The sequence below is a fragment of the Gordonia hydrophobica NBRC 16057 genome, from assembly GCF_001592365.1.
Taxonomy (GTDB): Bacteria; Actinomycetota; Actinomycetes; order Mycobacteriales; family Mycobacteriaceae; genus Gordonia; species Gordonia hydrophobica.
Genome location: NZ_BCWU01000002.1, coordinates 255,735 through 281,586, shown reverse-complemented (window position 1 = coordinate 281,586; position 25,852 = coordinate 255,735). Strand labels below are relative to the sequence as shown.

Genomic DNA, 25,852 nt, shown 5'->3' with positions numbered 1-25,852 from the left:
GATGTGTTCCCTTGTCTACTGTGTAGTAGTGGACTCTGGTGCGCGCAAACATATTTTGATCACGTTCGGCAGGTCGTTTCTGACGCTCAACCTGGCGAGATGGCTCGCGGCGGCCGGGCATCGCGTTTCGACCTGCGACAGCCTGCCCATCACTGTGAGCCGGTACTCCAACGCGGTGTCGTCGTTCCACCGCGTGAGCCCGCCGAAGTTCAAGCCGCAGGAGTACTGCCGCGAGGTGGCCGACCTCGTGAAGTCCGAAGGCATCGACATGGTGATTCCGATTCACGAGGAGACCGACATCATCTCGATGATGGCCGGCCTGTTCCCCGCGTCGTGCGAACTGTTCCTGTCTCCCTTCGACGTCGAGGACATGCTGCACAACAAGTTCTCGTACCAGGAAGCATTGGCGGAGCGCGGGTTTCAGACCCTGAAGTTCCAGAAACTGGCGTCGGCGGACGACGTCGCGAAGCTCGATTTCGACACCCCGTTCGCGGTGAAACAGACATACTCGCGAGGGTCGCAGAAGGTCTATAAGGTCCAGCCCGGAGACTCACTCGACTTCCTCACCTACGACCCGGACAATCCGTGGATCGCGCAGGAATGGCTGGAAGCGGGCGACCGGTACTGCACCTACTCGGTGTGCCGCGACGGCGAGGTCTTCGCACACGCGACGTACCCGGTGTCGTACGCGATCGACGGCAATTCGTGCCTCACCTTCGAGCACGTCGATCACCCGGAGATCCTCGAATGGGTACAGCGCTTCGCGAAGTCGGTGAACTTCACCGGCCACATGGGACTGGACTTCTTCGATCACCCCACCCGCGGTCTGTATACCATCGAATGCAATCCCCGCGGGACCAGCGGGATCATGATGTTCACCCGCGAAGATCGCGTTGACCGTGCGTTCTTCGGTGAGAACACCGAGGTCATCACGCCGCAAGTCGGGCGAGTCACCATGATCGGCGTCGGAATGGCGCTGTACGGCTGGCGCAAGAATGCCAAGCCGAACAACAAGTTCCGCACCTTCCTCCGCGACTTCCGCGCGGCACACGACGTCATCTACGACCCCCTCGATCGCAAGCCTGCGGCCATGCTGATCCCGGCGTACATCGCGATCCTGACGCACGGCGCCAAATACAAGGTCGGCCTTGCCGAGGCGTTCATGCACGACCACGAGTGGGACGGGCACAAGATCTGAGGTCGAGGTGGTCCGCGGGTTGGGAGATGTGGGCGATCTCGATACGCCCGTGACTACGTCCCGGGTTCCTCGGTCAGCGTGGGGAGGCTCGTGGCTACGTCCTGGGTTCCTCGGTCAGCGTGGGGAGGCTCGTGGCTACGTCTCGGGTTCCTCGGTCAGCGTGGGGAGGCTCGTGGCTACGTCTCGGGTTCCTCGGTCAGCGTGGGGAGGCTCGTGACTACGTCCCGGGTTACTCGATCAGCGTGGGGGAGGCTACTCGATCAGCGTGGGGAGGTCGGGGGACGCACCCGGCGGCAGAAGTCGGTCAGTAGGCCGACGGCGCGGCGCTCGGGGTCGAGCATGACGCCGCCGTGCGCCTGGCCGGGGAGTTCGTGGAACTCGGCGTCGGGTAGGTGCGACGCCGCCTCGCGACTTCCCGCGGGAGGAAAGAACACGTCGTGCTGGTACGACAGCACCAGCGTCGGAGCGGTGATGCCCGCCAGCCGTGCCGGGGTCGGTTCCTTCGCCAGCATCCAACTCTGCGACGCCGACAGCTGACCGCGGAGCCCATCGGGCCCCGCCCACGGCGAATCGCCGGAGGTGAGCAGTTTGCGCCAGGAGCGCACGGCGGTGTCGTCGACCAACTGGTCCGGCGTCAGCGTCGTCATCAGCTGTTCGAAGACGGACACCGCGTCGGGGAGATCACCGAGTCGATCGATCAAGCCGATCTCCATCTCGTTCACCAACTCGCCGATCGCCGACGACCGCAGCCCCGCCATCATCGCGACGCCGTGCACCCGTCCCGACCACTGCGACGCCAGCGCCTGCGTCACATAGCAGCCCATCGAATAGCCGACGATGATCGCCTCGTCGACGCCGAAGTGGCCGAGGACGGCGATCGCGTCGTCGGCCATCTGCGGAATCGTGTACGGCGCAGCGGGCGCAGACGACGGCTTCAAGCCGCGGGAAGAATAGGTGATGACCGAGAACCCGGCGTCGACCAGCGCGTCGGGGATCCCGGTGAACGGCCAGACGGCCGCAGGCATGCCCAGCCCCCCGCTGAGCAGGACCGCGGGGCCGTCGCCGATGCGAGTCGCCGAGATGACCAGCCCCTCGGCGACGTTGACGAGCTCCGGATCAGACACCTCGGACGACGTCACCCGCGCGACAATCCGGCGACGATCTGCTCCAGACTCTCTGCGGTCCGCGCCATCACCGTGCCGCCGTCGGTCACCACCAGCGGGCGTTGGATCAGCGACGGGTTCGCCACCATCGCGTCGAGCAGTGCGTCGTCGTCGGCGTCGTCCAGACCGAATTCGGCGTACACCGGCTCACCCGTCCGGATCGCGTCGCGCACCGAGAGCCCGGCCGACGAGATCAGCGTCCGGAGCTCGTCCTTGGTCGGGGTGTCCGACAGGTATTCGACGACGTTGACCTCGGCGCCTGCATCGCGCAAGGTCTGCAGTGCCGCGCGAGATTTACTGCAGCTGGGGTTGTAATAGATGGTCGCGTCCATCGCGACTCCTTTCGGTGGGAGTGGATCAGCGATCAGGAGAGCAGCGTGCCGAGCGGCACGGCCGGGTCGGCGAGGGTGGCGGTGTCAACCGGTCGGCGGGCTTCGACCAGCGCGGCGATGTCGTCGCCCGCATCCCAGATGTTCACGTTCATCCCCGCCAGCACCACGCCGTCGTCGTTCACCCAGAAGGCGAGGAACTCGCGTCCGGCGACGTCGCCGCGGGTCACGACCGACGTGTAGCCGTCGCTGTGGCCGCGGTACTCCATGCCGAGGTCGTACTGGTCGGTGAAGAAGTAGGGCATCCGCGTGTACTCGGCGTTTCCGCCGACGATGTTCTGCGCGGCGACCGCGGGCTGGTTGAGTGCGTTGGCCCAGTGCTCGGTGCGGATCCGCGTCCCGAGCGCCGGATGCTCGGCCGCGGCGATGTCGCCGACCGCATACACGTCGGGCGCGCTGGTGCGCAGGCCCGCATCGGTGGCGACACCGCGGTCGGCGATCGTCAGGCCCGCAGCTTCGGCGAGCGCGATCTCGGGGCGGGCGCCCACCGCGATGAGGACGGCGTCGGCGTCGATGCCGGTTCCGTCGGCCAGGGTGAGGCCGGTGGCACGACCGTCTGCGACGGTGATCGCGGCGACGGTGCTCTCCAGCCGCAGGTCCACTCCGTGCTGGCGGTGCAGGTCGGCGAAGGCGGCGCCGATCTCCGCGCCGAGTGCCGCCTGCAGCGGCTGGGCAGCGGACTCGACGACAGTCACCTCGGTGCCGCGACCGCGCGCCCCGGCCGCGATCTCCAGCCCGATCCACCCGCCGCCGATGATCGCCAGACGCTTACCCTCACCGAGCACGGAGAGCAGCGCCGTCGCGTCGTCGATCGACCGCAGATAGTGCACGCCGTCGGCGTCGGCTCCGTCGATCGGCGGATGCACGGACGCCGAGCCGGTCGCGAGGATCAGCGTCGTGTACTTGATGTGGGAGCCGTCGTCGATGGTCACCGTCTTGACGACGGGATCGAAGGCGGTGACGCGCGTATCGAACCACACGTCCACGTCCTTGTCGCGGTACCACGCGTCGTCGTGCACGGTGAAGTCCGGCAACGACTTGGATCCGGCGATGAACTCCTTGGAGAGCGGCGGCCGCTCGTACGGGGCGACGGATTCATCGGTGATGATGATGATCGACCCTGCGAATCCGTTGTCGCGCAGCCCCTCTGCGGTTTTGGCGCCGGCGAGGCCGCCGCCGATGATCACCGCGCGGGCAGAGGTCTGTTTCGTGTCGGTCATGTCACGTCTCCTCGCTGTTTCTTCTATCGCTGATGATTATTGATTGTAGTAGCACCGGAGCCTACGCGCTGATGATCAGCAGCGCGCCGAGCGCGATCATCACCGTGGCGATGGCGGCGTCGAGCAGTCGCCACGCTCGCGTCGAGGCGAACATCGGCGCCATCTTGGTGGCGCCGAATCCGAGCGTCGCGAACCACAGCAGCGACGAGAGGCAGGCGCCGACGGCGAAGGCCCACTTGGCGTCCGCATGGCTGTTCGCGATGGAACCCAGGGTGAGGACGGTGTCGAGGTAGGTGTGCGGGTTGAGCCAGGTCAGGGCCAGGGCGGTTCCGAGTGCGGTCCACAGGCCCACCGTTCGGCCGGTCTCGGCGCCCGGATGCGCGGCGGTCGTGGGGCGCCAGGCGCGCTTCGCGGCGAACACGCCCAACAGGATCAGATATGCGCCGCCCAGGTAACGAGCGACGACGATCGCATTCGGGTGAGCAGGGACGACGGCGCCGAGGCCCGCGGTGCCCGCTCCGATGAGGATGATGTCGGAGACGGCGCACACTGCGATCACCGGAACCACGTAGCGGCCGGCGATGCCTTGGCGAATGACGAAGACGTTCTGCGGGCCGATCGCGATGATGAGTCCTGCGCCGGTCACGAGGCCGACGAGTGCGGTGAGAAGGTACGTGGTGGTCACGTACGTCCACGCTAGGAATGCGCATATGCTTAGTCCAGCGAATGATTCTTAAGAAACATTAGACTCACTAACTATGGAATTCTCTGCTGAAGGACTCGCGACGTTGAGTGCTGTGCTGCGGGAGGGGACCTTCGAAGCAGCGGCCGTCGCGCTGCACGTCACCCCGTCCGCGGTCAGCCAGCGGATCAAGGCGCTGGAGCAGTCGGTCGGTCGCGTCCTGGTGCGCCGGACCAAACCGGTGACCGTCACCAGCGACGGCGCGGTCCTCGCTCGGTTGGGCGAACAGTGGGACGTGCTGGTCGCCGAAGCGCGCGGTGAACTCCTCGGCTCGGCGCCGGAGTTCGACGGCGACCCGCGACATCTCCCGCGGGTGGAGCTCTCGATCGCGTGCAACGCTGATTCGCTGGCCACCTGGTTCCTGCCGGTCCTCGCGCAACTGCACCGCGAGCACGCCGTCACCGTGGACGTGAATCGCGACGACGAATCCGTCACCTCTGCCCTGCTGCGGGCGGGCGACGTGATCGGGGCGGTCACCTCCGATCCGATCGGCGTGCGCGGTTGCGCCACCATCGAACTCGGCTCGCTGCGGTACTTTCCCGTGGCGTCGCCGTCATTCCTCGCGCACTGGCTGCCCGACGGGCCCCGCGCGCGGGATCTGGCCTATGCGCCGATGGTGATGTTCGACGCCAACGATCACCTTCAGCTGAAGGCTCTCAAACAACTGGTGGCCGAACCGATCTCGCCGCCCGTCAGCTACGTTCCCGCGGCCGCCGAGTACCGGCGCGCCATCGCCGCGGGCATCGGGTGGGGCGCGGTGCCCGAAGTGGAACTCGACGACGCCCACACCGGGCGGGATCTGGTGAAACTGTCGTCGAAGCCGATCGATGTCCCGTTGTTCTGGCAGCACTGGACGTTGCAGTCGCCCGCGGTGACGGCGCTGACCGAGCTCATCGTCGAGCACGCCCGGGCAGGTCTGGTGCCGCCCCGTCGCGCGACCGCGGCACAGGCGCGACCGCTCGGCAGCCGATGACGAGGTGAGGTGAGAATCGAGGAAATCGCGCGCCCGATGAGGCTATCCGTGGTCAGCTGTTCTGCGTGGGCAGGACACCTGTCTCGACTGAACGAACCGCACCGACCACCAAGGAGGCGCCGTGACCCACTTCCACGACACCGACGACATGAAGTACCTGCCCGAGCTGCGTAAAGCCGCTCCCGATGAGTTCAAGGCATGGGTCGCTTTCGACGCCATCGTCGCGCGCGAGGACGGCGCGATTCCGCGCAAGTACCGGGAGCTGATCGCGATCGCCAGTGCAACCGTCACGCAATGCGTGTACTGCCTCAATGCGCACACGGCGGCGGCCAAGAAAGCGGGAGCGACGCGTGAGGAGGTCGCCGAAGCGGGTCTGCTCGCGGCGGCGCTGCGTGCCGGTGCCGGCGGCACCCATGCCACGTTGGCGCTGAAGATGTTCGACGAGGTCCCCGACTGAGACGCAGGCTCGGACCAGATTCCCCGCTCAGCCGCGGCGTCGACGCTGGGCGCTATCGCGACGCCGAGCGGGGAATCTGATCCGGACGTCCGATCCTGAGTAGTCTCAACCATCATGCGAGCAACCCGTGTCCGGACAGCAGTGATCGGGGTGCTTCTCGCGCTCGCCGGAATCTGTTATTCGTCCTGGGTGCTCGACTACTTCCTGCACTCCGGCCTCGACCCGATGCGGTCGTTCCTGTCCGAGCTCGACAGTGCGCACATGCCGCACCGCTCCGTGTACGTGACGGGCGACGTCCTGACCGGCATTTTCGCGCTGCTCGCCGCGCTCGGCCTGGTCGTGCCGCCGATGATGGTGCGCAATCGCTTCTCGATCACCGCCGCCGTCGCGATCGGGGTGTTCGGTGCGGCGACGATCTCTGACGCGCTGATGCCCATCGAATGCCTCGCGGGGCGGGACCCGAACTGCCCGGATCAGTCGCGCGGTCTGCTGCCGCAACTGCACCACATCCACGCGCTCACCAGTTCGGTCGCGGTGATCGCGATCTTCGTCGCCATGGTGGCGGCGTCACTGGCCGCGTGGCGTCGCCGCGACTGGCCGTGGCTGCGGTTCGGCGGCGGGCTGGTGTTCGCGATCGTGGTGCTGGCCACGGTCTGGATGCTGGCGGCCGACCGGCTCGACGGCGACTACCGGCTCGGCCTCGCCCAGCGGATCCAGGTCGGCGGCATGAGCGTGTGGCTGGTGTTCTGGGGCCTGGCGATCGTGCGGTGGGCGCCACCCACCGCACGACCGCCGGCGGTCAGCGACGGTACGTCGTCGTGAACGCGCGGTGAGAACCCGTTCGATTCGGCGCGACCTCGTAGGCGTTCAGGGCCACTTCGGTGGAGGTGATGTTCAACGTCATGAAACCGCGGTCGCGGTAGTTCTCGTACTTGGCGCGGTAGCGCTTCGACGACGACTTGCTGACCGTCTTCGCCGCGGCGCCCGACACGATCTGCCGGGTGCCCTTGAGTCCGCTGACGTTCTCCAACACCTGCTGGCTGTGGTCGTGACCGGAGAACAGGAAGTTGGCGCGACCCGCGACGTGCTTCTCGATGAACCGCTTCATCTCGATGCCGTTGAGCGGCGCAGGCAGACCGTCGAAGTCGCCGGCTGGGCCGTGCGGACCGTTGTTGGCGTACGGGTGGTGCGTGCACACGAACTTCCACGGCGCCGTCGACGCACGCAGCTCCTTGTCTAGCCACGCCGCCTGCCGCGTCATGTAGTGGCCGCCCGGCTCCCACTCGGGGGAGAGGAACGGCGGGATGTAAGCGGCGAGCGGGTTCATGTCGAGGACGAAGAAGTCGGCGACCCCCAGCGAGACCGAGTAGTAGCGGGCGGGCATGTACCAGCGGCGTGACCGGCGGTGATACCCGACTTCGGCGTCGCCGCGGAGCAGCCACCCGCCGTCGCCCGGGAAGATCGCGGTGTTGTCGTGGTTGCCCAGCGCCATCAGCCAGGGGAAGTCGAGGCCGGCGTTAGGCTTCTCGAACTTGGTCTGGAACTGGCGGTCGTCCGGTCCCGCCGGGCCGGACTCGTAGATGTTGTCGCCCAGGCCGAGCGCGACGTCGAACGGTGTGACGTTGTGGATGGCGAGCGCGGCGTCGGTGACCGCGTACTGCGGCTTCTCGCCGGTTCCGGCGTCGCCGGTCACCAGCACGTGCAGTGCGTCGGATCGGGTGGGGAGCGGAAATCGTTTGGCGGCGGACGCCTCGCCGACTCCGAGTGTGCCGAGGCCCGCGGCGGTGCCGACGGCTGCGGCACCTGCGAGGAACGTACGGCGGTCGAGTCCGGAATGGCGCGACTGGGGGCTGTTGTCAGTCATGGCGACGATCGTCGCATGATCAGATGAACGAGATCGCCTTTCTGCGAACACTATCGGCAAGCTCGACGACGCCCGGAGTTCACCATCCGGCAATGTGCGTCTGGGATGGTTCGCCCCGATGTCTGAGATACGAAATTCCCTCCCCGTCTCCCGCCGCACGTTTGTCGGAGCGGCAGGCGCCGGCGCGTTGGCGCTCGGCGTTCCGTCGTTGATCGGTCCCGGCGACGCCCGCGGCGACACCCCGTCGACGACCGCGTTCCGGCACGGCGTCGCGTCCGGCGATCCGCTCCCGAACGGCGTGATCATCTGGACCCGTGTCACACCGACAGCCGCGGCGACCCCCGGCTCGGGACGTGGCGCGCCGTCGACCCTGACGTGGGAAGTGGCGTCCGACAAGGGGTTCGGGTCGATCGTGGCCTCCGGGTCCACGTCCACCGACGCCTCGCGCGACCACACGGTCAAGGTCGACGTCGCGGGCCTGGCGCCGCGTACCCGGTACTGGTACCGCTTCCGGGTGACCGGCGGGCCGGCGGCGGGGGCGGTGTCGCCGATCGGGCGTACTCGGACCGCGCCGGCCGCCGATGCCGACGTGGCATCGGTGAAGTTCGGCGTCGTCAGTTGCTCCAACTGGGAAGCGGGTTACTTCGCGGCCTATCGGCATCTGGCCAAGCGGACCGAACTCGACGCCGTGGTGCACCTGGGCGACTACATCTACGAGTACGGCGCGGGTGAGTACGGCGGCAAGACCGGGCCGGTGCGCAGGCATGAGCCGGCCCACGACATCGTCTCGCTGGCCGACTACCGAATCCGTCACGGCCAGTACAAGACCGACCCCGACCTGCGGGAACTGCACGCGGTGCACCCCTTCATCGTCACTTGGGACGATCACGAGTCGGCCGACAACTCCTACCGGGCGGGTGCGGAGAACCACAATCGGCGCACGCAGGGATCGTGGGCGGCGCGGAAGGCGAACGCGGACAAGGCCTACTACGAGTGGATGCCGGTGCGTCCGGTCGTGACCGAGAGCAATCGGCACATCTATCGTCGGCTGCGGTACGGGAATCTCCTCGAGCTCTCGATGCTCGACCTGCGGACCTACCGCGACAAGGAGGCGTCGCGCTTCAGCAAGCGGTCCGACAGCGACAAGACCACCATCACCGGGCGCACGCAGATGGAGTGGATCACCGGCGGCGTCACCACGTCCACCACGCGGTGGCAGCTGGTGGGCAACTCGGTGATGATCACGCCGTTCCTGCTGCCGCCGCTCGACCCCGACACCACGGGCGCGTTGACCGACCTGATCGGCGTCCCGGAGAACGGGATTCCGCTCAACGGCGACCAGTGGGACGGCTACACCCGCGACCGGGCCACGCTGCTCGACGCCGCCGATCGCGCGGGCAAACGCAACGTGGTCTTCCTGACCGGCGACATCCACATGTCGTTCGCGAACGACATCCCGCGCAAGGCCGCCGCGTATCCGGCGGCGGGCACGCTCGGCACCGAGTTCGTGGTGACGTCGGTGACGTCGAACAACATCGACGACATGGTCAAGGTGCCCGAGCACACCGTGGGCAACGCCGCGTCGGCCGCGATCAGCGCGACCAACAACCACATCCGCTGGGTCGATACCGATGCGCATGGTTACGCGGTCCTGACCGTCGACGACGCCGCCGCGCGGATGGACTGGTACTTCGTCCGCGACCGCGCCGACCGTCGCACCGGCGCGTATCACGGGCAGGCCTGGCAGGTCCGTTCCGGCAGCAGGCGCGTGACGCGCGTGCGCTGATCGACCTGGCTCGTCGCGTCGAAGCAAGCTACCAAAGTGATATCATTCCGATAGTGGCGACGATCTGGCCGCCGAGAACGGAAGGTGGAGCGGTGAGCTTTCGGAAAGCGTGGCGGGCCAACGGGTTCGTCGGATTACTGGGAGGCCTCGGTCTCCTTCTGGTCGGCATCGCGCTGGCGATCGGCACCCTCGCATGGGTGGCGAACGGCGGGTCGGCCGCGTTGATCGTGGTGACCGTGCTCGCGGTGATCCTCGGGCTGGTGGCACTGCTGTCATTGACCGGTCTGACGGTGGTGAGCCCCAACGAGGCCAAGGTGCTGCAGTTCTTCGGCCGGTACATCGGCTCGGTCAGCGAGGCGGGCTTCTACCTCGTCACACCGCTGACGGATCGGCGCACCATCTCGCTGCGCGTCCGGAACTTCGAGACGCAGAAACTGAAGGTCAACGACGCCGACGGCAACCCCGTCGAGATCGCAGCTGTCGTCGTCTATCAGGTGGTCGACACCTTCAAGGCGGCGTTCGCGGTCGACGACTACGAGGAGTACGTCGCGATTCAGTCCGAGGCCGCCGTCCGGCACCTCGCGACCAGCTACCCGTACGACTCGCACCAGGCCGACACCATCAGCCTGCGCGACGGCGCCACGATCGCCGAGGAGCTGACCGTCGAGCTGCGTGAGCGCACCGAGCGCGCGGGCATCGAGATCATCGAAGCGCGGATCACACACCTCGCGTATGCGCCGGAGATCGCGCAGGCCATGCTGGTGCGTCAGCAGGCGGCGCAGGTGGTCGCCGCGCGGCAGCAGATCGTCGAGGGCGCCGTCGGCATGGTGGGCCTGGCGTTGGACCGGCTCGCCGAGCAGGGCGTCGTCGAACTCGACGAGGAACGTCGTGCGGCGATGGTCTCGAACCTTCTGGTCGTGCTCTGCGGTGATCGGGCCACGCAGCCCGTCGTCAACGCAGGCACCCTGTACGGCTGATGGCCGAGTCGGGCGCTTCCCGTCCGGCGAAGCGTCAACCGAAGAAGGTCTTGCTGCGGCTCGATCCGGACGTGCACGAGGCGATTGCGAAATGGGCGGCCGACGACCTGCGCAGCATCAACGGCCAGCTGGAGTACGCACTGCGGATGGCATTGAAACAGGCGGGCCGCACGCCATAGCCCAATCCGTTGGGTCAGCTCACCTCGCCGGCTGGAGGCAACTCAGCGGCGCGGCCGCCAGCGAACACAGCGTCGGCGGTCGCGTCGGTCGGTAGCTCCGTCCCACACCGTTGTCGGCGATGATCTTCCGGAACGCCGGGACGGCGGCGGTCGGTGTCCGACGCAGCGTCGGGTCGGTCTTCACGTTCACCGTGTACAGGCCGAATCGCGGTGTGTAGCTGCCCCACTCGTAGTTGTCGGTGAGGCTCCAATAGTTCATCCCGATCACCGGGATGCCGGAGCGGCGGGCCTTCTGGACCCAGTAGACGAGGTCGCGCAGGTGGTCGGCCCGGCGGTAGCGGTCGGGCCGCAGGGCGCCGTTCTTCGTCGCCATCCCCGATTCAACGATGTACAGCGGCTTGCCGGGGAAGCGTCGGCTCATGTCGCGCAGCGCGTAGAAGATGCCGTCCGCGGCGATCGACGCCTTCCAGAACTCGTCCTTGGCCGCGTGGATCGCGGTCAGATCGGTCGGCGAGATGGAGTAGTAATAGTCCAGGCCGACGAAGTCGAGCTGTTTCCGAACGCGGTCGAGGAACAGCGCGTCGAGCAGTGGCTCGGCGGTCGGGACGTACGCGACGTTCGAGCTGACCTGCGCGCCCGGGTCTTTGCGGTGGATGAAGCGGTAGATCGCCTTGTGGGCCTGGACCAGGCGGTCGAACATCAGCCGCGCGTCGTCGGCGGGCAGACCGCCCTTCTGAACCTCCTTGAGAACGTATGTGCTTGGTTCGTTGATGGTGATCCACAGCGGGTGATACTGGGCGTAGCGTTCGACGATCAGCTGGTTGTAGGTCAGCCACGCCTCCAGCGTGCGCGAGTCCTTCCACCCGCCGCGGGCGGCGATCCAGCCCGGGTACACCCAATGGTCCAGCGTGATCATCGGTCGCATTCCCGCGCCGATGATCGCCTTCACCAGGGCGTCGTAGTAGTCCAGTTCGCGGACGTCGAGCTGTCCCGGAGCCTTCTCGATGCGCGCCCATTCGATGCCGATGCGGTAGACCTTCACGCCGAGCTGCTGGGCGAGCGCGATGTCGGAGGCATAGCGATGTCGGAAGTCAACCGACGTGCCGATCGCATCGTCGGTCTTGCCCTCCGCGATGTACCTGGTCCAATTGCTGTCCGGTGAGCTTCCCTCGGACTGGAAGCCGGACGACGCGACGCCCCACAGGAACCCGCTCGGCAGACCGCTGCCGGGCTTCGCGTCGGCGGCAGGCGCCAGCGCCGTCGTCAGTGCGATGACGAGCGTGAGCACGACGATGCCGACAGCCCCCTCGATGCGAGACGGGGTACCGCGGAAACCGGCGGAGACTCCGAGCATGGGTGTGACTCTAGTCTCATTAGTTCGTTCGTACGACGATTTCGGTCGTCCATCGAGGAGGGGTCGAGATTGGGCAGCGACACCGGGTCCCTCGGTGGGCGTGCCGCCGCTGCCGTTTGCTAGTGTCAAGGTGCGCGATTTCACCGCGCGATGCCGGCGTAGTTTAGTGGTAGAACATCAGCTTCCCAAGCTGAGAGTGCGGGTTCGATTCCCGTCGCCGGCTCCATGAAGGCCCTGGTCAGAGCGTTTCTTACCAGGGCTCTTCGCATGTCTGGGACCGTCCACCCCGGCGTGTGACTGCTGCCCTATGTGCCGGAATTTGCGGAAGTGTCGGATGCGCGTGCGATCATTGCTCCATGACAGAGGGGCCGATTGGATCTGAACGACTGTGCGAGATTGCGTCCGAACTCGTCAAGGACTGGCACGCTTATCTTGATCGGGAGCCTGTCTCGAAATCCGTCGACTTGGTGCGCGTCGGTTGCCTGTACGGGCTTGCGATGAACAATACGAACTTGCTTGAGTACATCGCGCAGTCGCATCGGGGAGGAGTAAGCCCTCTTCTTCTAATGCCGCTCGTCAGAACAGTCTACGAGACTGGGATTACTGCCCAGTGGATAGCACAAGTGGATGACGCGCCCAATGCATGGATAAATGAAAGTCGACGGCAGAGTGGGATTCTCGTCCGCGCCTTGCGGGAGTCGACGAACGATACATTCCGTTCAGCGGCTGACTCGGTCGAAAAGGCTCGAGTTGCCTACGATGATCTCGCAGATCCCGCCTCTGCGCAATCCGTTGCCAAAAACTTCAAGGATATCTGCGACGAGATAGGGGTCGGCGCAGATGGCTCGTATCAGTACTACAAGCTTCTTTGTGCCTTCACTCATCCCTCAGTTGACCTTGCAGACGAGTATATCGCCCAAGATCAAGATGACCCGCCCACCAGCTTCATGGCGCTGCGCGTACCCAAGTTCGACGCAACCGATGCATGGCTGTTCTTAGCGGTCGCCGCGACAGTATGGGCGCAGATAGCGTTCCAATACAAGGCCAAGGATGACCGTCTTAAGAACCGACTGAGGGCTACTTCTCGCGAGCTTGGAATCGCGCTCGACCTCAAGCCAACGGAGAAGGCGTGGTTGCGGCAGAATCCTCCTAAATCCTGAGCGACACTACGTTCTCGCCGCTCGCCGGAGCGCCCATCCCTGCCAGGGCGTCCATCGCGTCGGTGTGGTCGTCCTCGAAGAGGTGCGCGGACACGCTGAGGGTGGTGGTGACCTTGGCGTGGCCCATGAATCGTGCGATCTCCAACGGCGGGATGCCTGCGGCGACGCAGAGGCTCGCGTAGGTGTGGCGCAGGCTATGGAACTTCAGGCCCTCGCGCAGCGCGATCGGCTTGCCGGCGAATGGCGAATTGTTCGCGGCGCGCTGTTCTGCCGCGAGGTGGTTCGTGCGGGGCACTGTGGGCCGGAACACCGCCTTGTAGAAGTTGCCGTGCCGGTGGGCGAGCGTCCAGTCCAGCTCGATGCGCTCGGCTGCTTCGGCGACGGAGAGCGCGGTCAAGGCTGCGGCTTGTCGCTGGTTCGGCGTTCCGGCTGCGGTGTTCTTGACGCAGGTCGGCTTGCCGGGAATCAGCCGCATTACTGGGAACAGCGGCGCGGTACGCTCGTCTCGGCGTGGACGCCGTGCGAAGTAGTCGCGGAGGGCCTGCGCCGTAGCGGGAGGCAGCGGCACTGAACGGCGACTCCGCGAGTCTTCGGCGTATCGTAGACGTCGCCGTCTGGGGTGACGTGGAGCGTTCGGCGGACGTCGAGTTGCGCGGACTCCGGTCGTACATTGGGGTTGACCTGCCTCTGCGGCAACACCACGTCGCCTACCGTTTGTCTGCGGGCGGGTGAGAGACAAGAGGTGCTCCAATTCGGTGCGGATGACCGACGGGAGATCGCCGACACTCCCTGGCGAACGTTGATCACGGACCGAATGGACGAATCTTGTTCACTCTGGAGGCGAACTCAACCCGATCCTATATTGCTGCGCTCTGCGAACCTGCCTGGCTTCTAGCTGCGAGCGGCGACCGGTTGCGGGTGCTGCCCGGCGCGCGGTGGTATGGCTGCCACCGTGAACCCTCACCCGAACTCATCGCCCGGGCGAGGGTTCAGCGCCCTATAAGCCAGGTTCTAACGAGCGAAAGAAGTCAGGGTGGATCGTGATGTCTTCGACGACACGCGGTGTCGTATCGACCCCCAACGAATTCTCCTTCAGCAGTTCGCAGAGCCGAGCGCCGTCGATCAGATCGATGGGAGGTGCACCGTCTCGCTTGGACTCAACCTGGGCTTCCTTTGTGAATGCACCAGTGGTGATGAGCAACCCCTTTTCGCCCCGGCCGACCATTGCGCCGCGAAAGTCTCGAACTGCACCAGAACCAACGCTGCCCTTGTAGCGCTTGCATTGGAAGTAGACGGGAAAGCTGAGCAACGAGACTTGAAGAACTCCCATCCCGTCGATCCCGCCATCACCGCTTTGTCCTGTTACGACAACACTGGAGAAGCCAGATTCGCGGAGCAGTCGACGCGCCAGGTTCTCAAACCCCTTCGGCGACATTGCCAGGAGTGTGTCGAGAAGGACTTCCTGCCAGTCAGACTCGTCTACGTCCCTATGCTCCGGAACGTCATCGTCCGGTTTGTCCTGACGCTTCTCATCGCGAGTCTGTTTGGTGCGCAACCTATATTCTGCGTGCAGAGGCTCGATAACGCCCGGCGTAGCCGCACGCCCAGCCTCCGTCACGCTCCACACACCTCGCTTACTGTTCGTGAGAAGGCCCATCCCCTTCAGATAGGTGCGCGCCCAGGCGAGCCGATAATTGACCTCCGTCCCAGGACCATCCCCGTGGAGTACAGCTTGCATCTCCTCGGGGTACCGCTCCAAGTCGATAACTGCCGTATCCAACTCTTCGATGGAAGCTGAGCCGCCGAGCGAAATGACTGATTGCAGTGTTGGCCAAAGCATCTGCCGGTAACTGGGGACCTTTGGGGACATGCTCATAGCTTCCCATGTGAAGCCCTGTCGGTACGCGGCTCCTCGCAATCCCCTCAGGCCGATCCACGAAACGATCGCCAAGTTCAGCATCAGTTATACCTACGGCAGGTGTCAGTCGTTCAGACCAATTCCGTCCAACAGTGCACTGGCGTCGTGTCCAGCCGGTAACCGATATTCAAGATGTTCTCGACCTGACAGCTTCGCGTTCCACGCTCGACTGACCGAGTATCGCGAAGCCAAACATTCCGCGTGAGGCCGCCTCCTACGAATGCCGGCAGTGCAAGCTAGCCGATCCGTTCGCACGAGCACAGTAGGCCGGTTGCTGGTGTTGGCTGGCGGCCACCAATCGGGGCCGCGTAGGGCCGCGACTTGAGCGAACCGCCGCCCGGTCTAGGGCGTCCTGAACCGACCGCGAACCGCACCGAACGTCCGCATATGGCCAGGTCAAATCGCGAACTTGAGAAATCGAGCAGGCTTCTTACCTCGCTGTTTGCGACTCAGCGGTGATTGCCCGAAAGCACTTCCCAAGCTGGGAGTGCGGGTTCGATTCCGGTTGCCGTCTCCTTAAAGGTAATGGTCAGAGCGATTTTGCGGGCTTTCCGCATTGATGGTCTTTAACCCTCATTCTCGGTCTCACGCGAAAACGTCGGCTCCCGAACCTACCGTCGATGGCGGGTTCGGGAGCTGAAGTCAGCGAGACGATTCCGCGGGCGGCGTTCTCGGGTGTCCGTGTCGTGGTTGCAGGCAAGAATCTGACGCGGGACATGCTTTCCCAAAGCATGTTCGACCAGCAATCACTTGAGGTCAGGCATCGGAAACCACCGGCGGATCTGTACATATTCTGGCCTTTAATGCTCCCTCGGCCGGTCTTGCCCTCCCCGTGCACTCAGACGGTGGCGCAAGACAGGGCGACATGAGGTGCGACCAGTCGAAGTGATCGCTGTTCTCGGAGGGAATCAGCCTCCGGGCCGAGCCTTCACTTTGTCGGTAATCATTCCTGCGGCCGCGCCGATCAGGCCGCCGACTGTTCCGAGGAAGATGACTCCGACGATGGTCGACATCACCGCGAAACCGGTGATGCCGTCACCGGCGAGCATCATGTTGATGGTGTTGCTGACGACGGCCCACACCGCGCCAACGATCGCTCCGATCCGTGTGTAGCGGAATGGTCGTGATTGCCGGAACAATTCGCGGTTCCGTGCTTCCTGTTCGGGAGTCAGCCGAACGGGTATCGGTGGACCTTGCGGGGCTGGGCTCACCAAGTGGCATTGCCAACAGTCGTACGAGGACTCCGTCCGCATTATGTTCTGTTTCGCGTTGCACCGAGGGCAGGTCACCGAGATCATGCCGCGTGGAACCCGTGCGATCTCGGGAACGATGAGTGCCACGATGAGTGCGAAGAAGCCGAAGAAGAACCCCAGTAGTCCCCAGCCCACGCCGTCGCGATTCTTGCCTTGAGCGATCATGCTGACGACGACAGCCATGACTAGGCCAACGATGAACCAGCCGATCAACAGCACGACGGACCAGTCGGATCCTGTGTCAACTCCACTCATGCGGCGCATTCCTCGAGATACGTGAACGGTCGCTTCATTTGTTTTATCCTGTCTGCGAGATTTGCTCTCGACATGGTAGGACACGAGGTGGCAGGTAATTCCCTTGAACGACAAGCAATCCCGGCATGACGACCTGTCGAGTCGGAATGAGTCGGAGACCTCGCCCGAGTTCGGGGTTCTGGCGCACTTATCGTCGACGACAGCTGCACTCGTGGCGCGGTTGAGTGACGTGGGCCTGTCTGAACCGGCCGATAGTGCGACTCCGTGTCTGCACGGCCAGCCGTGGTGACCGGGATTTGGAGATCCTGGATTATTTGGCGATCTACGTCATTTGACGTATGTCTCGGTCGTTCGGGCGTGGTGTTCTGGAGCGGTTCCGCCTGGACGTGACGGCCCAGAGTGCCGCCCATTCTCGAAGGAGACAATCGCATGAATGCACCAGCAACGACGTCACTCGGCCCGGCCCGGCGATTTGCTGCGGTCGGTTTCGCGGCGGCACTCGCCACGTCCGGAACGGTCTTTGCCGCCGGTGTCGGCGACGCCGCACCCGCCTTCAACTGTGTGTCGAGCAACGCCAAGCGCGTGTGCACCTTCGATTCGGGCTATAGCGGTACGTACACGTTGCCGGGAGGTGTGCAGACTGTCGAGGTGAAAGTGGTCGGCGGCACCGGCGGCGACGGGTACCAGAGTGCGGGCGGCAAGGGTACGGAGGTGACCGGGACGATGCAACTGACGGGTTCGTGCAGAGTGGACTTGGTCGTCGCCACCGACGGTGCGTCTGGTGGGGACGGCGGTGCCGGAGGAACCGGTGCCAAGCGCCCCGGTGGGGCCGGTGGCCGCGGGTTCGCCCCCGGCGGAGGCGGCGGCGGAGCGTCGGCACTCACAGCGGGATCCACTTCGATCGTTGCCGGCGGCGGCGGTGGTGGTGGCAAGTTCTACCCGGATGCTCGGGGTGGGTCGTCCGGTGGAGACGGTGGCAAGGGCGGTGTAGCGCGATCAATCCCGAACGCGCCGATCGCTTCGGGCGCCAATGCAGTCGGTGGCGCCGGCGGTGCGGGGGGTGACGGCGTCTTCGGCGGCAGTGGTGGCGGCGGCGGCGTGCACGGTGGCGGGGGCGGTGCCGGGGACGTCTCCCCGGGGAATGCTGGAGGCGGCGGGGCGGGGTCGTCTCAGTATCCGGCAGGGTTCACCGCTGTGGCGGCGACCGGGGGGCCGACGATCGTTCTGACCTTCGCTGATCAGCCGGCGAAGGGCTCCACCTGCGGTTCAGGTGGCAACGGATCCCTCGACTTCGGATCTCTCGACTTCGGTTCATGATTCAGTCCCAGTGACCCTTACAGCCTCGGCCGCCAACTGGGTGCGCGACGTCAGGCCCAGTTTGGCCAGCGCGTGGGAGACGTGCGTCTGCACGGTGCGCGGTGAGATCCCCAGTTGCTCGGCGATCTGTGTGCTGGTGCGTCCGCTGCTGACGAGTTCGGCGATCCGTCGCTCCGAGCGGGTCAGTGATGCCCAGCCGATAGCCGGCTCCGTGCGGATGGCAGTCGAACCGAATCGGATGTCGTACCGGCCCATCCGCGCGCGGATCCGGATCTGGCTGGTGGGACTGCCGATGCGGTCGGCCAGTCGCATGGCACGGTCGGCCGTGGCCCGTGCTGGATCGCGCAAATCTGACGCAGCGTACGAGCACGCGATCTCCTCGAGGGCCGCGAGTTCGCCGACTGTGTCACCGACCATGCGGCAGCCGTCGGCGGCGGCGTCGGCGGCCCGCAGATCGCCGGACTGCAACGCTCTGCACAGGTCGATCCCGGTAGCGAGCGCCGGAGCGCCGGACGCGGACAGGCGTGCGAGGTCCGTCGTCACTGAATCCCGCAGGGCCGCATCGTCGGCTTGGGTGGCGAGCCGGAGAACTGTCGGTGCTCGCCGCAGCAGCCACAGAGTGCAGTCGGAACGGACCGCGGTCTGCCATGCGCTCTGTGCCCGACGAGCGGCCGCGCCGTGCCGGCCGCGGGCGCTGTCGATCTCTGCCCGTACCAACTCCGGGTCGGGGAAACCGAAGGCAAGCGGATGAGACTCCCGGCGCCATGACGCGAGGGTCTCGTCGGCGCGGTCGAGGTCGCCACGGTGGACGTGGACGGAGGCGAGGCACGCCGCAGCCATCGACGTCAATGCCCAGCCGGTTCGCCGCGCCGCGTCAAGCGCCTCGTTCGCGGCATGCGCCGCGTCGTCGAACCGACCGAGGGCCAAACAGACCTCGGCCGACACCGAGTGGTGCATCGGGATGAGCCACAGATCAGACATGCTGCTTCCCACAACGGCGTTCGGCAGTCGCCGCCCGGCGGCCGCCGTCGGGCCGTAAGCATGCAGCGCGGCCCATCGCGCCCAGGTGCCCTGCAGCGGACGTTCAGCGCTGACCGGGCTGTCGTGGCGATTACGTGTCTCACCTCGCTCGAAATCGGCGAGCGCCCGCACGCAGTCGCCCCGGACCATGTCGTGTATTCCGACGCCGATCGTGTCGAGAGTGAAACCGGGCAACGGAGCCTCGCCGGCCGGCGCGGCGTAGGCGGTGCGCGGTGAGTGGCGGCCGTTGAGGTCGTCGAGCCACACGGGGAGCAGCCGCAACCATTCGATGGTCTCCGGAGTCAAGCGGTGCAACCGGATCTCGTCGATGACGGAGCGGCTGCGGTGCGGATCGGCGGCGAACAGGGCTGCGCCGAGTTCGGCGAACAACAGGGTGAGCCGACTCTCCGCATCCATCGCGGTGTCCCGTAGCCGGCTCGCCGCCGCGGCCGCCTCGGCGAACCTGCCCGACTCGGCCAGAACGACGACGTGGGCGACGTCCGGTTCGCTGGTGACCGCAGCGTCCAACTCGCCGGTGTCGAAACTTCCCAGAATCGGGATCGACACGGCGTGTCGCGAGGCCGGCGCACTGCCGCGCCGAGCCTGATGCCGAGAGATCTGTTCGGGAGTGCCTCCCCCATGGACCAGGCCGTACGCGATCGCCTCGTCGAGGAGGGTCCGCACGGCCGGCTGGACCGCGTCGATCACGACTCGACGGTGGACCTCGCTGGCGCAGTCGACCTCACCGGTCTCCGTAACGACCAGCAGTCCGGAACTGACACCGGCGGCTAAGGGCGTGACGAGGGCCGTCGGGGCCTGGCCGCGGATGGTGGACAGGGTGGCCGGGAGGAGTGGGCCGCCCGCAGCCGCGACGACATCGACCACTTCGCGGGCGCTCGGATCGAGGAGATCGACATACGCCGCGATCTCCGCGTCGAACGCACCGGAACTGTCGTCCGGCCGTCGGCCCCGCTCGAGGGCGCGTGCGACGAGATACGGATTTCCACCTGTCGATTCGAGGATGTCGGCGGTGAGCTGTGCCGACGCCCGGCCGCGGCACGCGACAGCCGCGGACACTTCGGCCCTCGTGAAGGCGCCCAATTCGATCGTGCGGACTGACCCGCCGATCGCTCGCATCCTGCTGAGCGAGGATCGGGTGGGCAACGGGGTGAACGCCGCAACGACCACCAGCGGTAGGTCGCGCCCGACGACGATCAGCCGATGCAGCAGATCCAGCGACTCGCGATCCGCTGACTGCGCATTGTCGACGACGAGGATCGTCGGACCGCGGCGACTGAATTCGGCGGTCAGCTCGGCGAATCGTTGTTCGGCCGCCGCCTGATCCGAGCAGAAGCCGTCGGCGCCGAACAGTTGGCGAGAGATGGCATACGGCGTCGTCGAATCGGTTTCGCATGCGGTGCTGGAGTGGATGCGAACGTCGTCGACGGCGGCGACCACGTGCTGCAGTAGGGTCGTCTTGCCGACGCCCGGCGCTCCGACGATGAAGATCTGTGCGGCCGTGCCGGTCGCCACCGCGCTCGCCACGTCGGCGCAGGCGACCTCGAAAGCGGGGCGACAGACCAGGTGCTTGCGGAGCATCACCTCATCATCGCCTGCCGACCGGTGTACTGCATGCGCGTCCGGCATTCTTGTCGAGCCTTTCGGTTGCGCGGTCCGTAGACCAACCCATCGCCCCGCGCGTCGGTGACACACCCGAGCCGATCGTTGTGGCACAGTTCACAACAGGGCGCCGAACCGGGGCACTCCCGAAGGCGCGTAGGGAGAGGAACCTGATGACGATCACAGCCCATCTCGTCCCGCCGGTCATCGACCCGGAACTGTTCGCGCCGCGCACACCGGACTGGACCGACATCGATGCGATCAGCGTCGGAACGGTGTTCTACACCAGCCTCGGGCTGGCCTACACCAAGACCGCCGGCCCGTTCGACCGCGAAGAGTTCGACGCCTTCGACCTCATCGCCGCTGGCTACGGCGACGCATCGGATCTGGATCCGGCGGACGCCGGCCCGTACTACGCGGCCGCCGGTCGAGGCTGACGCTCGAGACTGAATCAGCGGCGGCGCCACGGGCGGCGGATCGTCGCACCGACGGCGCCGGCCCGCCGCAGCAGCATCCGGTGCACGCGGTTGAGTCCGTTGGTCGAGACGCCTTCAGGGTCGATCAATTCGTCTTCGGCGAGGACGGAGTCCTCGTCTGCCACGACCTCGCGATCGAACACACGTAAACCCCGGCCGTCGCCGCTCAACGCCTCGATGGCGCCGGCCAGCGATCCCGCGGTGGTCACGGCACTGTCGAGATCGTCGGCGGTAGTGCCGAGGTGTTCGGTGATCAGCCGGGTTCTGATCCGGCGGATCGTGGCGGCGATCTCCTCGGCCCGGCCGGTGTTGCCTGCCACGTCGAGGGCCACATCGCATTCACTGTCGAAACCCAACGATCGATTGTTCAGGTTCGACGAGCCGATGCGGAGCAGCCGGTCGTCCACGATCAGCACCTTGGCGTGCACGTAGATGTTCTCCGACTCGGCGGTGACCGGATAATACGCATGGAAGCGCTCATGTGAATCCGCATGCCAGAGCAGACGGAGCAACCGGTGCCGAGCCCCGTCCATCGACCGGCGTTCCACCTGGCCGTCCGCATGGCGCGGCAGCACGACGACGATCTCGGGTCCGTCCGGTTCGGCGAGCCGCGCGGCGAGGGCCTCCGCGATGTCCCGCGAGGCCAAATACTGACTCTCGATGTAGAGCAGGTCGCGGGCGGCGGCGATCGCGGCGAGGTAGAGCCGCCGGATCTCCAGCACCTCGCTCCGCGCGCCGTCCTCGGGCAGCGTGCGCGACACTCCGACCACGCAGTCGCGGACATCGACCGCCAGATCGGGCGGCCAGACGGGCTCCGTGTCGATCTCGATCGGCGCGACCGGCGTGCCGGTCGCCGTCTCCCACCGATCGCGAGCCACATCGGCGACGATTCGTGCGGCGTCGCCGTCCAGCGCCAGCGTGGCGTCGTGCCACGGACCGTACGGTTTGCCGTCGGGATTGACGCGCTCGGGATGCGAGGAACGATGATCGGAGGTGTCCCACCGGTCGACGGTCATGTCGATGCCCCCGCAGAACGCGAAGCGGTCGTCGATCACCAGGATCTTCTGATGGTGCGCCGACGAGAACGGGTGCGCGGCGTCGACCCGATAATGCAATCGGCGCCCGGTGAGCAGATCCTGCAGGGTGGGCGGCAGCAGACCGCGACCGAGACCGGTCAGCACCCCGACACTCCAGCGCAGGACGTAGATCTCCAGGTCCGGTCGCGTGCGGGTGAGCCAGGGCAGCAGTTCACCGAGCACATCGGGGACCTCGGGGTCGTGGGACGTCGGGTCCAGCCGGATCCGCGAATCGACCTCCCAGCCGATCAGCATCACTCGCCGTCGTGCTTGCAACAGGGCCGCTTTCGCGTGCCTGAAGTAGTCGTCGGCGTCGATGATCACCGACAGGCGGTCGGCGTGCCCCGTACGCCAGCAGGTGTCTCCTGCGACGACGATCTCGCGCACGTTCTCCATGGAACCGCCAGCCTGCCGTAGGGGATCGGACCAGTTGATTGTTCCGCATCACCCCGCCGGTCTCAGAGCGTCGTGTGATTCCGTCCGATCGGGACGATCATCGGCCGGTCGCTGACCGGGTCGTCGACGACGCGGGAGTGCAGGCCGAACACCTCGAACAGCAGCTCCTCGGTCAGCACCGTGGACGGCGGGCCCTGCGCGACGACGCGCCCGTCCTTCATCGCGACCAGGTTGTCGCTGTAGCGGACGGCCAGATTGAGGTCGTGCAGCACCATGACGATGGTGCGGCCCTCCTCGTGCAGGTCGTCGACCAGGTCCAACACGTCCAGCGCGTGCGCGAGATCGAGGAACGTGGTCGGCTCGTCGAGAAGCAGCAGATCAGTTCCCTGGGCGAGCGTCATGGAGATCCACACGCGTTGCCGCTGGCCGCCGGACAACGAGTCGACGGTGCGGTCGGCGAGATCGCGGATGCCGGTCTTGCGGAGCACCGCGTCGACGACGCCCTGATCGCTCGACGACCACTGGCTGATCCAACTCTGATGCGGGTGCCTGCCGCGCGCGACGAGGTCGGCGACCGTCAGGCCCTCGGGTGCGACCGGCGACTGCGGCAGCAGCCCGAGCCTGGTCGCGACCTCCTTGGTGCGGTACGAGGCGATGTCTTTGCCGTCCAGGAGGACGGATCCGTCGGACGGCTTCAGCAGCCGGGCGAGGGTACGGAGCAGCGTCGATTTGCCGCACCCGTTGGGGCCGATGATGGTCGTGACCACGCCGGTCGGCAGTTCCAGGTCCAGATCCTGGATGATCGGGGCGCCGCCGTATCCGGCGGTGATGCTGCGCGCGCCGAGACGCGATTCGTGAGAGGTCTGGGTCATCGCTTCCCCTTGAGGTTCTGGCGGACGAGCAGGTAGACGAGGAACGGTCCGCCGACGGCCGCGGTGACGATGCCGACGGGCAGGTAGTCGGGCAGCCACAGGCGGGTGATGAGGTCGGCCCCGGACAGCAGCATCGCGCCGATGACGGCCGAGGCCACCAACGGCGGCGCGGACTGGCCGGTCAACCGCAGCGCCACCTGCGGCGACACGAAGGCGACGAACGCGATCGGACCGGCGCCGGCGACCGACACCGCCGCCAGCACGACCGCCGCGATCAGCAGCACCGCGCGGGTGCGACCGATACCGACGCCGAGGCCCTGGGCGACGTCGTCGCCGAGTTGGACGGCGCGCAGGGCGAACGACGCGCCGAGGGCGATGAGCGCTGCGATCCCGACGACGATGGCCACGCCGACGAGTTGATCCCAGGTGCGGGCCTCGAGGGAGCCGACCAACCAGGTCTTCGCGGCGCCGACGTCGCGCAGATCCGCGCGGACCAGCAGCCAGGTGATGACGGCGTGCATGAGCGCGTTGATTGCGACGCCGATCAGCACCAGTCGGATGCCGTCCATGCCGCCGCGCGCGGCGAGCACGTAGACGATCACTCCGGTGAGCAGGCCGCCGGCGAGCGCCGCGGCGGGCATGCCGTACCGCGACAGTCCGGCCGCGGTGCTGCCCGTGGTGAGCAGGAAGACGGCGGCGACGCCCGCACCTGAACTGATGCCGAGGATGTCGGGGCTGGCCAGCGGGTTGTGCGAGATGGACTGGACGATGGCGCCCGACATCCCGAGTGCGGCGCCGACGATGACGCCCATCAGGGCGCGGGGCAGCCGGAGGTCGTGGACGATGAACTGATTCACCTGATCGCCGGTTCCGATCAGCGCGCGGATCACGTCGCCGAACGACATCGGAAGGTCGCCGATCCGGATGCTCGCGCAGAAGAAGACGAACGTCAGCACGGCCGCGACCAGTGTCACGGCCACCGGTCGGAGGCGGAAGACCACGCTGACGTCGTCCCCGATGCGCAGGGCGCTCGGCAGCGGCGGGACGTCGGGCGAGGCGTTGACGGACGGGTTGGGGCGGAGGTCGGTCACAGTCGCACCGCCCGCTTCCACCACACCAGTGCGACGAAGCACGGCGCGCCGACGAGCGAGACCACGATGCCGGCCTCCAACTCGCCCGGCCAGGCGACGAGGCGTCCGACGACGTCGGCGAGCATCAGGATCAGCGCGCCGGACAGCGCCGAGTACGGGATCAGCCAGCGGTGATCGGGGCCGGTGATGAACCGGGCGACGTGCGGCACCACCAGGCCGAGGAACGCGATGCTGCCGCAGGCCGCGGTGCCCGCACCGGCCAGCAGGGTGATCGCCAGAATTCCGATCGAGCGCGCCGCGTCGACGTTCTGACCGAGGCCGCGGGCAACGTCGTCGCCCAGATTCAGCAGGTTCAGCGCGGGCGAGTTCACCACGGCGAGCACCAGTCCGATCACGATGAACGGCACGGTCGCCAGCAGGACGTCGTAGCCGCGGCCCGCGACGGACCCGGCGTTCCAGAAGCGGAGGGCGTCGAGTGAGCGTTCGTCGCTGAGGGCGACGGCCGAGGTCATCGCGCTGAGAAAGAAGGCGACGCCGGTGCCTGCGAGCACCAGAGTCAGCGGTGACGCCGCCGCCCCGCCGATGCTGGAGAGGCCGAACACGACCACCGAGGCGACGGCCGCGCCCGCGAACGCGAACCACACGTACTGCATCGGCGAGGTGATTCCGACGAGGTAGATCGCGAGGACCACGGCGAGCGCCGCGCCCTGGGTGACGCCGAGCAGGCCGGGGTCGGCGATGGGGTTGCGCGTGTGTCCCTGCATCAGCGCGCCCGCCACACCGAGCGCCATGCCGACGACCAACGATAGGAGGGTGCGGGGCACGCGACCGGTCTGCGCGATGATCGCGGCCTGATTCAGCAATGGATCCGCGGGCACGGTGTCGGTGGTGTACGGGTGCCACAGCCCCTGCCAGATCAACGACGGCGAGATCATGTTGGATCCCACCAGGATCGACGCGACCGCGGCGCCGATCAGCGCGACGAGGAGCGCCGCGAGTCCCAGCAGTCGCCGACGACGAGCGGCGGCGCCCGGAGTCGCATCCGCAGCAGCGCCGCGTGCGGTAGGCAGCTCGGCCAATGTCATAGTTGGTAATG

The 25,852-nt window shown here is 66.5% G+C and carries 24 protein-coding genes and 1 tRNA gene; 11 read left to right on the top strand and 14 right to left on the bottom strand.

The features are described from left to right. The first annotated feature begins 28 nt into the window (after positions 1 to 28). Complete coding sequence (locus tag GH2_RS04845) at positions 29 to 1,198, top strand: ATP-grasp domain-containing protein (RefSeq protein ID WP_066163750.1); 1,170 nt, start codon at positions 29 to 31, stop codon at positions 1,196 to 1,198. Positions 1,199 to 1,458: 260 nt separating this feature from the next. On the opposite strand, the gene GH2_RS04840 is transcribed toward GH2_RS04845, so the two are convergent. From GH2_RS04840 to GH2_RS04825, 4 genes are all read right to left on the bottom strand, one after another. Next, complete coding sequence (locus tag GH2_RS04840; RefSeq protein WP_066163748.1) at positions 1,459 to 2,337, bottom strand: alpha/beta fold hydrolase; 879 nt, start codon at positions 2,335 to 2,337, stop codon at positions 1,459 to 1,461. Further along, the gene (gene arsC, locus GH2_RS04835) at positions 2,334 to 2,693 is read right to left on the bottom strand and encodes an arsenate reductase (glutaredoxin) (protein WP_066163746.1); all 360 of its coding nucleotides are present in this window, start codon (positions 2,691 to 2,693) and stop codon (positions 2,334 to 2,336) included. Before arsC ends, GH2_RS04840 begins: the two co-directional genes overlap by 4 nt. A gap of 32 nt (positions 2,694 to 2,725) precedes the next feature. Next, positions 2,726 to 3,970 (bottom strand): NAD(P)/FAD-dependent oxidoreductase, encoded by a 1,245-nt coding sequence (locus tag GH2_RS04830; RefSeq protein WP_066163744.1) that lies wholly within the window; start codon positions 3,968 to 3,970, stop codon positions 2,726 to 2,728. A 61-nt stretch (positions 3,971 to 4,031) separates the two neighbouring features. Continuing rightward, positions 4,032 to 4,655: a LysE/ArgO family amino acid transporter gene (locus tag GH2_RS04825; RefSeq protein WP_066163741.1), complete on the bottom strand. Its 624-nt coding sequence runs from the start codon at positions 4,653 to 4,655 to the stop codon at positions 4,032 to 4,034. A gap of 73 nt (positions 4,656 to 4,728) precedes the next feature. Here GH2_RS04825 and GH2_RS04820 point away from each other — a divergent pair, with 73 nt between their 5' ends. The 3 genes from GH2_RS04820 to GH2_RS04810 all read left to right on the top strand — a co-directional run bounded on the left by GH2_RS04820 (position 4,729) and on the right by GH2_RS04810 (position 6,964). Further along, positions 4,729 to 5,685, top strand: a complete 957-nt coding sequence (locus tag GH2_RS04820) for an ArgP/LysG family DNA-binding transcriptional regulator (RefSeq protein ID WP_066163739.1) — start codon at positions 4,729 to 4,731, stop codon at positions 5,683 to 5,685. A 121-nt stretch (positions 5,686 to 5,806) separates the two neighbouring features. After that, positions 5,807 to 6,142 (top strand): carboxymuconolactone decarboxylase family protein, encoded by a 336-nt coding sequence (locus GH2_RS04815; protein ID WP_066163737.1) that lies wholly within the window; start codon positions 5,807 to 5,809, stop codon positions 6,140 to 6,142. 114 nt (positions 6,143 to 6,256) lie between these two features. Beyond that, positions 6,257 to 6,964, top strand: a complete 708-nt coding sequence (locus GH2_RS04810) for a DUF998 domain-containing protein (RefSeq protein ID WP_066163735.1) — start codon at positions 6,257 to 6,259, stop codon at positions 6,962 to 6,964. On the opposite strand, the gene GH2_RS04805 is transcribed toward GH2_RS04810, so the two are convergent. Then, positions 6,942 to 8,006 carry a metallophosphoesterase gene (locus tag GH2_RS04805; protein ID WP_066163733.1) on the bottom strand — a complete coding sequence of 355 codons (1,065 nt, stop codon included), beginning with the start codon at positions 8,004 to 8,006 and terminating at the stop codon, positions 6,942 to 6,944. The genes GH2_RS04810 and GH2_RS04805 overlap by 23 nt on opposite strands. Positions 8,007 to 8,124: 118 nt before the next feature. Between GH2_RS04805 and GH2_RS04800 the strand changes: the two genes are divergently transcribed. The 3 genes from GH2_RS04800 (at position 8,125) to GH2_RS04790 (ending at position 10,948) form a co-directional block, all read left to right on the top strand. Then, on the top strand, positions 8,125 to 9,792 hold the full coding sequence (locus GH2_RS04800) for an alkaline phosphatase D family protein (protein WP_066164315.1): 1,668 nt from the start codon (positions 8,125 to 8,127) through the stop codon (positions 9,790 to 9,792). Between the two features lie 92 nt (positions 9,793 to 9,884). Continuing rightward, a complete protein-coding gene (locus tag GH2_RS04795; RefSeq protein WP_066163731.1) occupies positions 9,885 to 10,769 on the top strand; it encodes an SPFH domain-containing protein in 885 nt (294 codons plus the stop codon). Next, a complete protein-coding gene (locus GH2_RS04790; RefSeq protein WP_066163729.1) occupies positions 10,769 to 10,948 on the top strand; it encodes a type II toxin-antitoxin system antitoxin in 180 nt (59 codons plus the stop codon). The genes GH2_RS04795 and GH2_RS04790 overlap by 1 nt, the downstream gene beginning before the upstream one ends. A 19-nt stretch (positions 10,949 to 10,967) precedes the next feature. Here the strand turns inward: GH2_RS04790 and GH2_RS04785 are convergent, their stop codons facing one another. Continuing rightward, the gene (locus tag GH2_RS04785) at positions 10,968 to 12,302 is read right to left on the bottom strand and encodes a family 1 glycosylhydrolase (protein ID WP_066163727.1); all 1,335 of its coding nucleotides are present in this window, start codon (positions 12,300 to 12,302) and stop codon (positions 10,968 to 10,970) included. A gap of 152 nt (positions 12,303 to 12,454) precedes the next feature. Between GH2_RS04785 and GH2_RS04780 the strand changes: the two genes are divergently transcribed. After that, positions 12,455 to 12,528: transfer RNA gene (locus GH2_RS04780), tRNA-Gly, on the top strand. A gap of 130 nt (positions 12,529 to 12,658) precedes the next feature. Beyond that, complete coding sequence (locus GH2_RS21560) at positions 12,659 to 13,462, top strand: DUF5677 domain-containing protein (protein WP_157086004.1); 804 nt, start codon at positions 12,659 to 12,661, stop codon at positions 13,460 to 13,462. Here the strand turns inward: GH2_RS21560 and GH2_RS21220 are convergent. The 3 genes from GH2_RS21220 to GH2_RS04760 all read right to left on the bottom strand — a co-directional run bounded on the left by GH2_RS21220 (position 13,452) and on the right by GH2_RS04760 (position 16,972). Then, on the bottom strand, positions 13,452 to 13,937 hold the full coding sequence (locus GH2_RS21220) for a site-specific integrase (protein ID WP_341264544.1): 486 nt from the start codon (positions 13,935 to 13,937) through the stop codon (positions 13,452 to 13,454). The genes GH2_RS21560 and GH2_RS21220 overlap by 11 nt on opposite strands. Before the next feature lie 522 nt (positions 13,938 to 14,459). Continuing rightward, on the bottom strand, positions 14,460 to 15,332 hold the full coding sequence (locus GH2_RS04765; protein ID WP_084247336.1) for a restriction endonuclease: 873 nt from the start codon (positions 15,330 to 15,332) through the stop codon (positions 14,460 to 14,462). A gap of 956 nt (positions 15,333 to 16,288) precedes the next feature. After that, positions 16,289 to 16,972, bottom strand: a complete 684-nt coding sequence (locus GH2_RS04760) for a hypothetical protein (protein ID WP_157086003.1) — start codon at positions 16,970 to 16,972, stop codon at positions 16,289 to 16,291. A 345-nt stretch (positions 16,973 to 17,317) separates the two neighbouring features. Between GH2_RS04760 and GH2_RS21555 the strand changes: the two genes are divergently transcribed. After that, the gene (locus tag GH2_RS21555) at positions 17,318 to 18,205 is read left to right on the top strand and encodes a hypothetical protein (protein WP_066163720.1); all 888 of its coding nucleotides are present in this window, start codon (positions 17,318 to 17,320) and stop codon (positions 18,203 to 18,205) included. Here GH2_RS21555 and GH2_RS04750 read toward each other — a convergent pair. After that, on the bottom strand, positions 18,200 to 20,872 hold the full coding sequence (locus GH2_RS04750) for a helix-turn-helix transcriptional regulator (RefSeq protein ID WP_084247314.1): 2,673 nt from the start codon (positions 20,870 to 20,872) through the stop codon (positions 18,200 to 18,202). The genes GH2_RS21555 and GH2_RS04750 overlap by 6 nt on opposite strands. Before the next feature lie 146 nt (positions 20,873 to 21,018). Between GH2_RS04750 and GH2_RS04745 the strand changes: the two genes are divergently transcribed. Continuing rightward, positions 21,019 to 21,282 carry a hypothetical protein gene (locus tag GH2_RS04745; RefSeq protein WP_066163715.1) on the top strand — a complete coding sequence of 88 codons (264 nt, stop codon included), beginning with the start codon at positions 21,019 to 21,021 and terminating at the stop codon, positions 21,280 to 21,282. A 14-nt stretch (positions 21,283 to 21,296) separates the two neighbouring features. Here GH2_RS04745 and GH2_RS04740 read toward each other — a convergent pair whose 3' ends face one another. The 4 genes from GH2_RS04740 to GH2_RS04725 form a co-directional block, all read right to left on the bottom strand. Then, positions 21,297 to 22,793, bottom strand: a complete 1,497-nt coding sequence (locus GH2_RS04740) for a phospholipase D-like domain-containing protein (RefSeq protein WP_066163713.1) — start codon at positions 22,791 to 22,793, stop codon at positions 21,297 to 21,299. Between the two features lie 62 nt (positions 22,794 to 22,855). Next, positions 22,856 to 23,665, bottom strand: a complete 810-nt coding sequence (locus GH2_RS04735; protein WP_066163711.1) for an ABC transporter ATP-binding protein — start codon at positions 23,663 to 23,665, stop codon at positions 22,856 to 22,858. After that, a complete protein-coding gene (locus tag GH2_RS04730; RefSeq protein WP_084247313.1) occupies positions 23,662 to 24,756 on the bottom strand; it encodes a FecCD family ABC transporter permease in 1,095 nt (364 codons plus the stop codon). The genes GH2_RS04735 and GH2_RS04730 overlap by 4 nt, the downstream gene beginning before the upstream one ends. After that, complete coding sequence (locus tag GH2_RS04725; protein WP_084247312.1) at positions 24,753 to 25,841, bottom strand: FecCD family ABC transporter permease; 1,089 nt, start codon at positions 25,839 to 25,841, stop codon at positions 24,753 to 24,755. Before GH2_RS04725 ends, GH2_RS04730 begins: the two co-directional genes overlap by 4 nt. Between the last annotated feature and the right edge of the window lie 11 nt (positions 25,842 to 25,852).

Coding starts and splice junctions, on each gene's coding strand:
- arsC (WP_066163746.1), bottom strand. CDS start 2,693: ATGGACGCGACCATCTATTACAACCCCAGCTGCAGTAAATCTCGCGCG.
- GH2_RS04830 (WP_066163744.1), bottom strand. CDS start 3,970: ATGACCGACACGAAACAGACCTCTGCCCGCGCGGTGATCATCGGCGGC.
- GH2_RS04820 (WP_066163739.1), top strand. CDS start 4,729: ATGGAATTCTCTGCTGAAGGACTCGCGACGTTGAGTGCTGTGCTGCGG.
- GH2_RS04810 (WP_066163735.1), top strand. CDS start 6,257: ATGCGAGCAACCCGTGTCCGGACAGCAGTGATCGGGGTGCTTCTCGCG.
- GH2_RS04805 (WP_066163733.1), bottom strand. CDS start 8,006: ATGACTGACAACAGCCCCCAGTCGCGCCATTCCGGACTCGACCGCCGT.
- GH2_RS04800 (WP_066164315.1), top strand. CDS start 8,125: ATGTCTGAGATACGAAATTCCCTCCCCGTCTCCCGCCGCACGTTTGTC.
- GH2_RS04790 (WP_066163729.1), top strand. CDS start 10,769: ATGGCCGAGTCGGGCGCTTCCCGTCCGGCGAAGCGTCAACCGAAGAAG.
- GH2_RS04785 (WP_066163727.1), bottom strand. CDS start 12,302: ATGCTCGGAGTCTCCGCCGGTTTCCGCGGTACCCCGTCTCGCATCGAG.
- GH2_RS21560 (WP_157086004.1), top strand. CDS start 12,659: ATGACAGAGGGGCCGATTGGATCTGAACGACTGTGCGAGATTGCGTCC.
- GH2_RS21220 (WP_341264544.1), bottom strand. CDS start 13,937: ATGCGGCTGATTCCCGGCAAGCCGACCTGCGTCAAGAACACCGCAGCC.
- GH2_RS04765 (WP_084247336.1), bottom strand. CDS start 15,332: ATGTCCCCAAAGGTCCCCAGTTACCGGCAGATGCTTTGGCCAACACTG.
- GH2_RS21555 (WP_066163720.1), top strand. CDS start 17,318: ATGAATGCACCAGCAACGACGTCACTCGGCCCGGCCCGGCGATTTGCT.
- GH2_RS04750 (WP_084247314.1), bottom strand. CDS start 20,872: ATGCCGGACGCGCATGCAGTACACCGGTCGGCAGGCGATGATGAGGTG.
- GH2_RS04745 (WP_066163715.1), top strand. CDS start 21,019: ATGACGATCACAGCCCATCTCGTCCCGCCGGTCATCGACCCGGAACTG.
- GH2_RS04740 (WP_066163713.1), bottom strand. CDS start 22,793: ATGGAGAACGTGCGCGAGATCGTCGTCGCAGGAGACACCTGCTGGCGT.
- GH2_RS04735 (WP_066163711.1), bottom strand. CDS start 23,665: ATGACCCAGACCTCTCACGAATCGCGTCTCGGCGCGCGCAGCATCACC.
- GH2_RS04725 (WP_084247312.1), bottom strand. CDS start 25,841: ATGACATTGGCCGAGCTGCCTACCGCACGCGGCGCTGCTGCGGATGCG.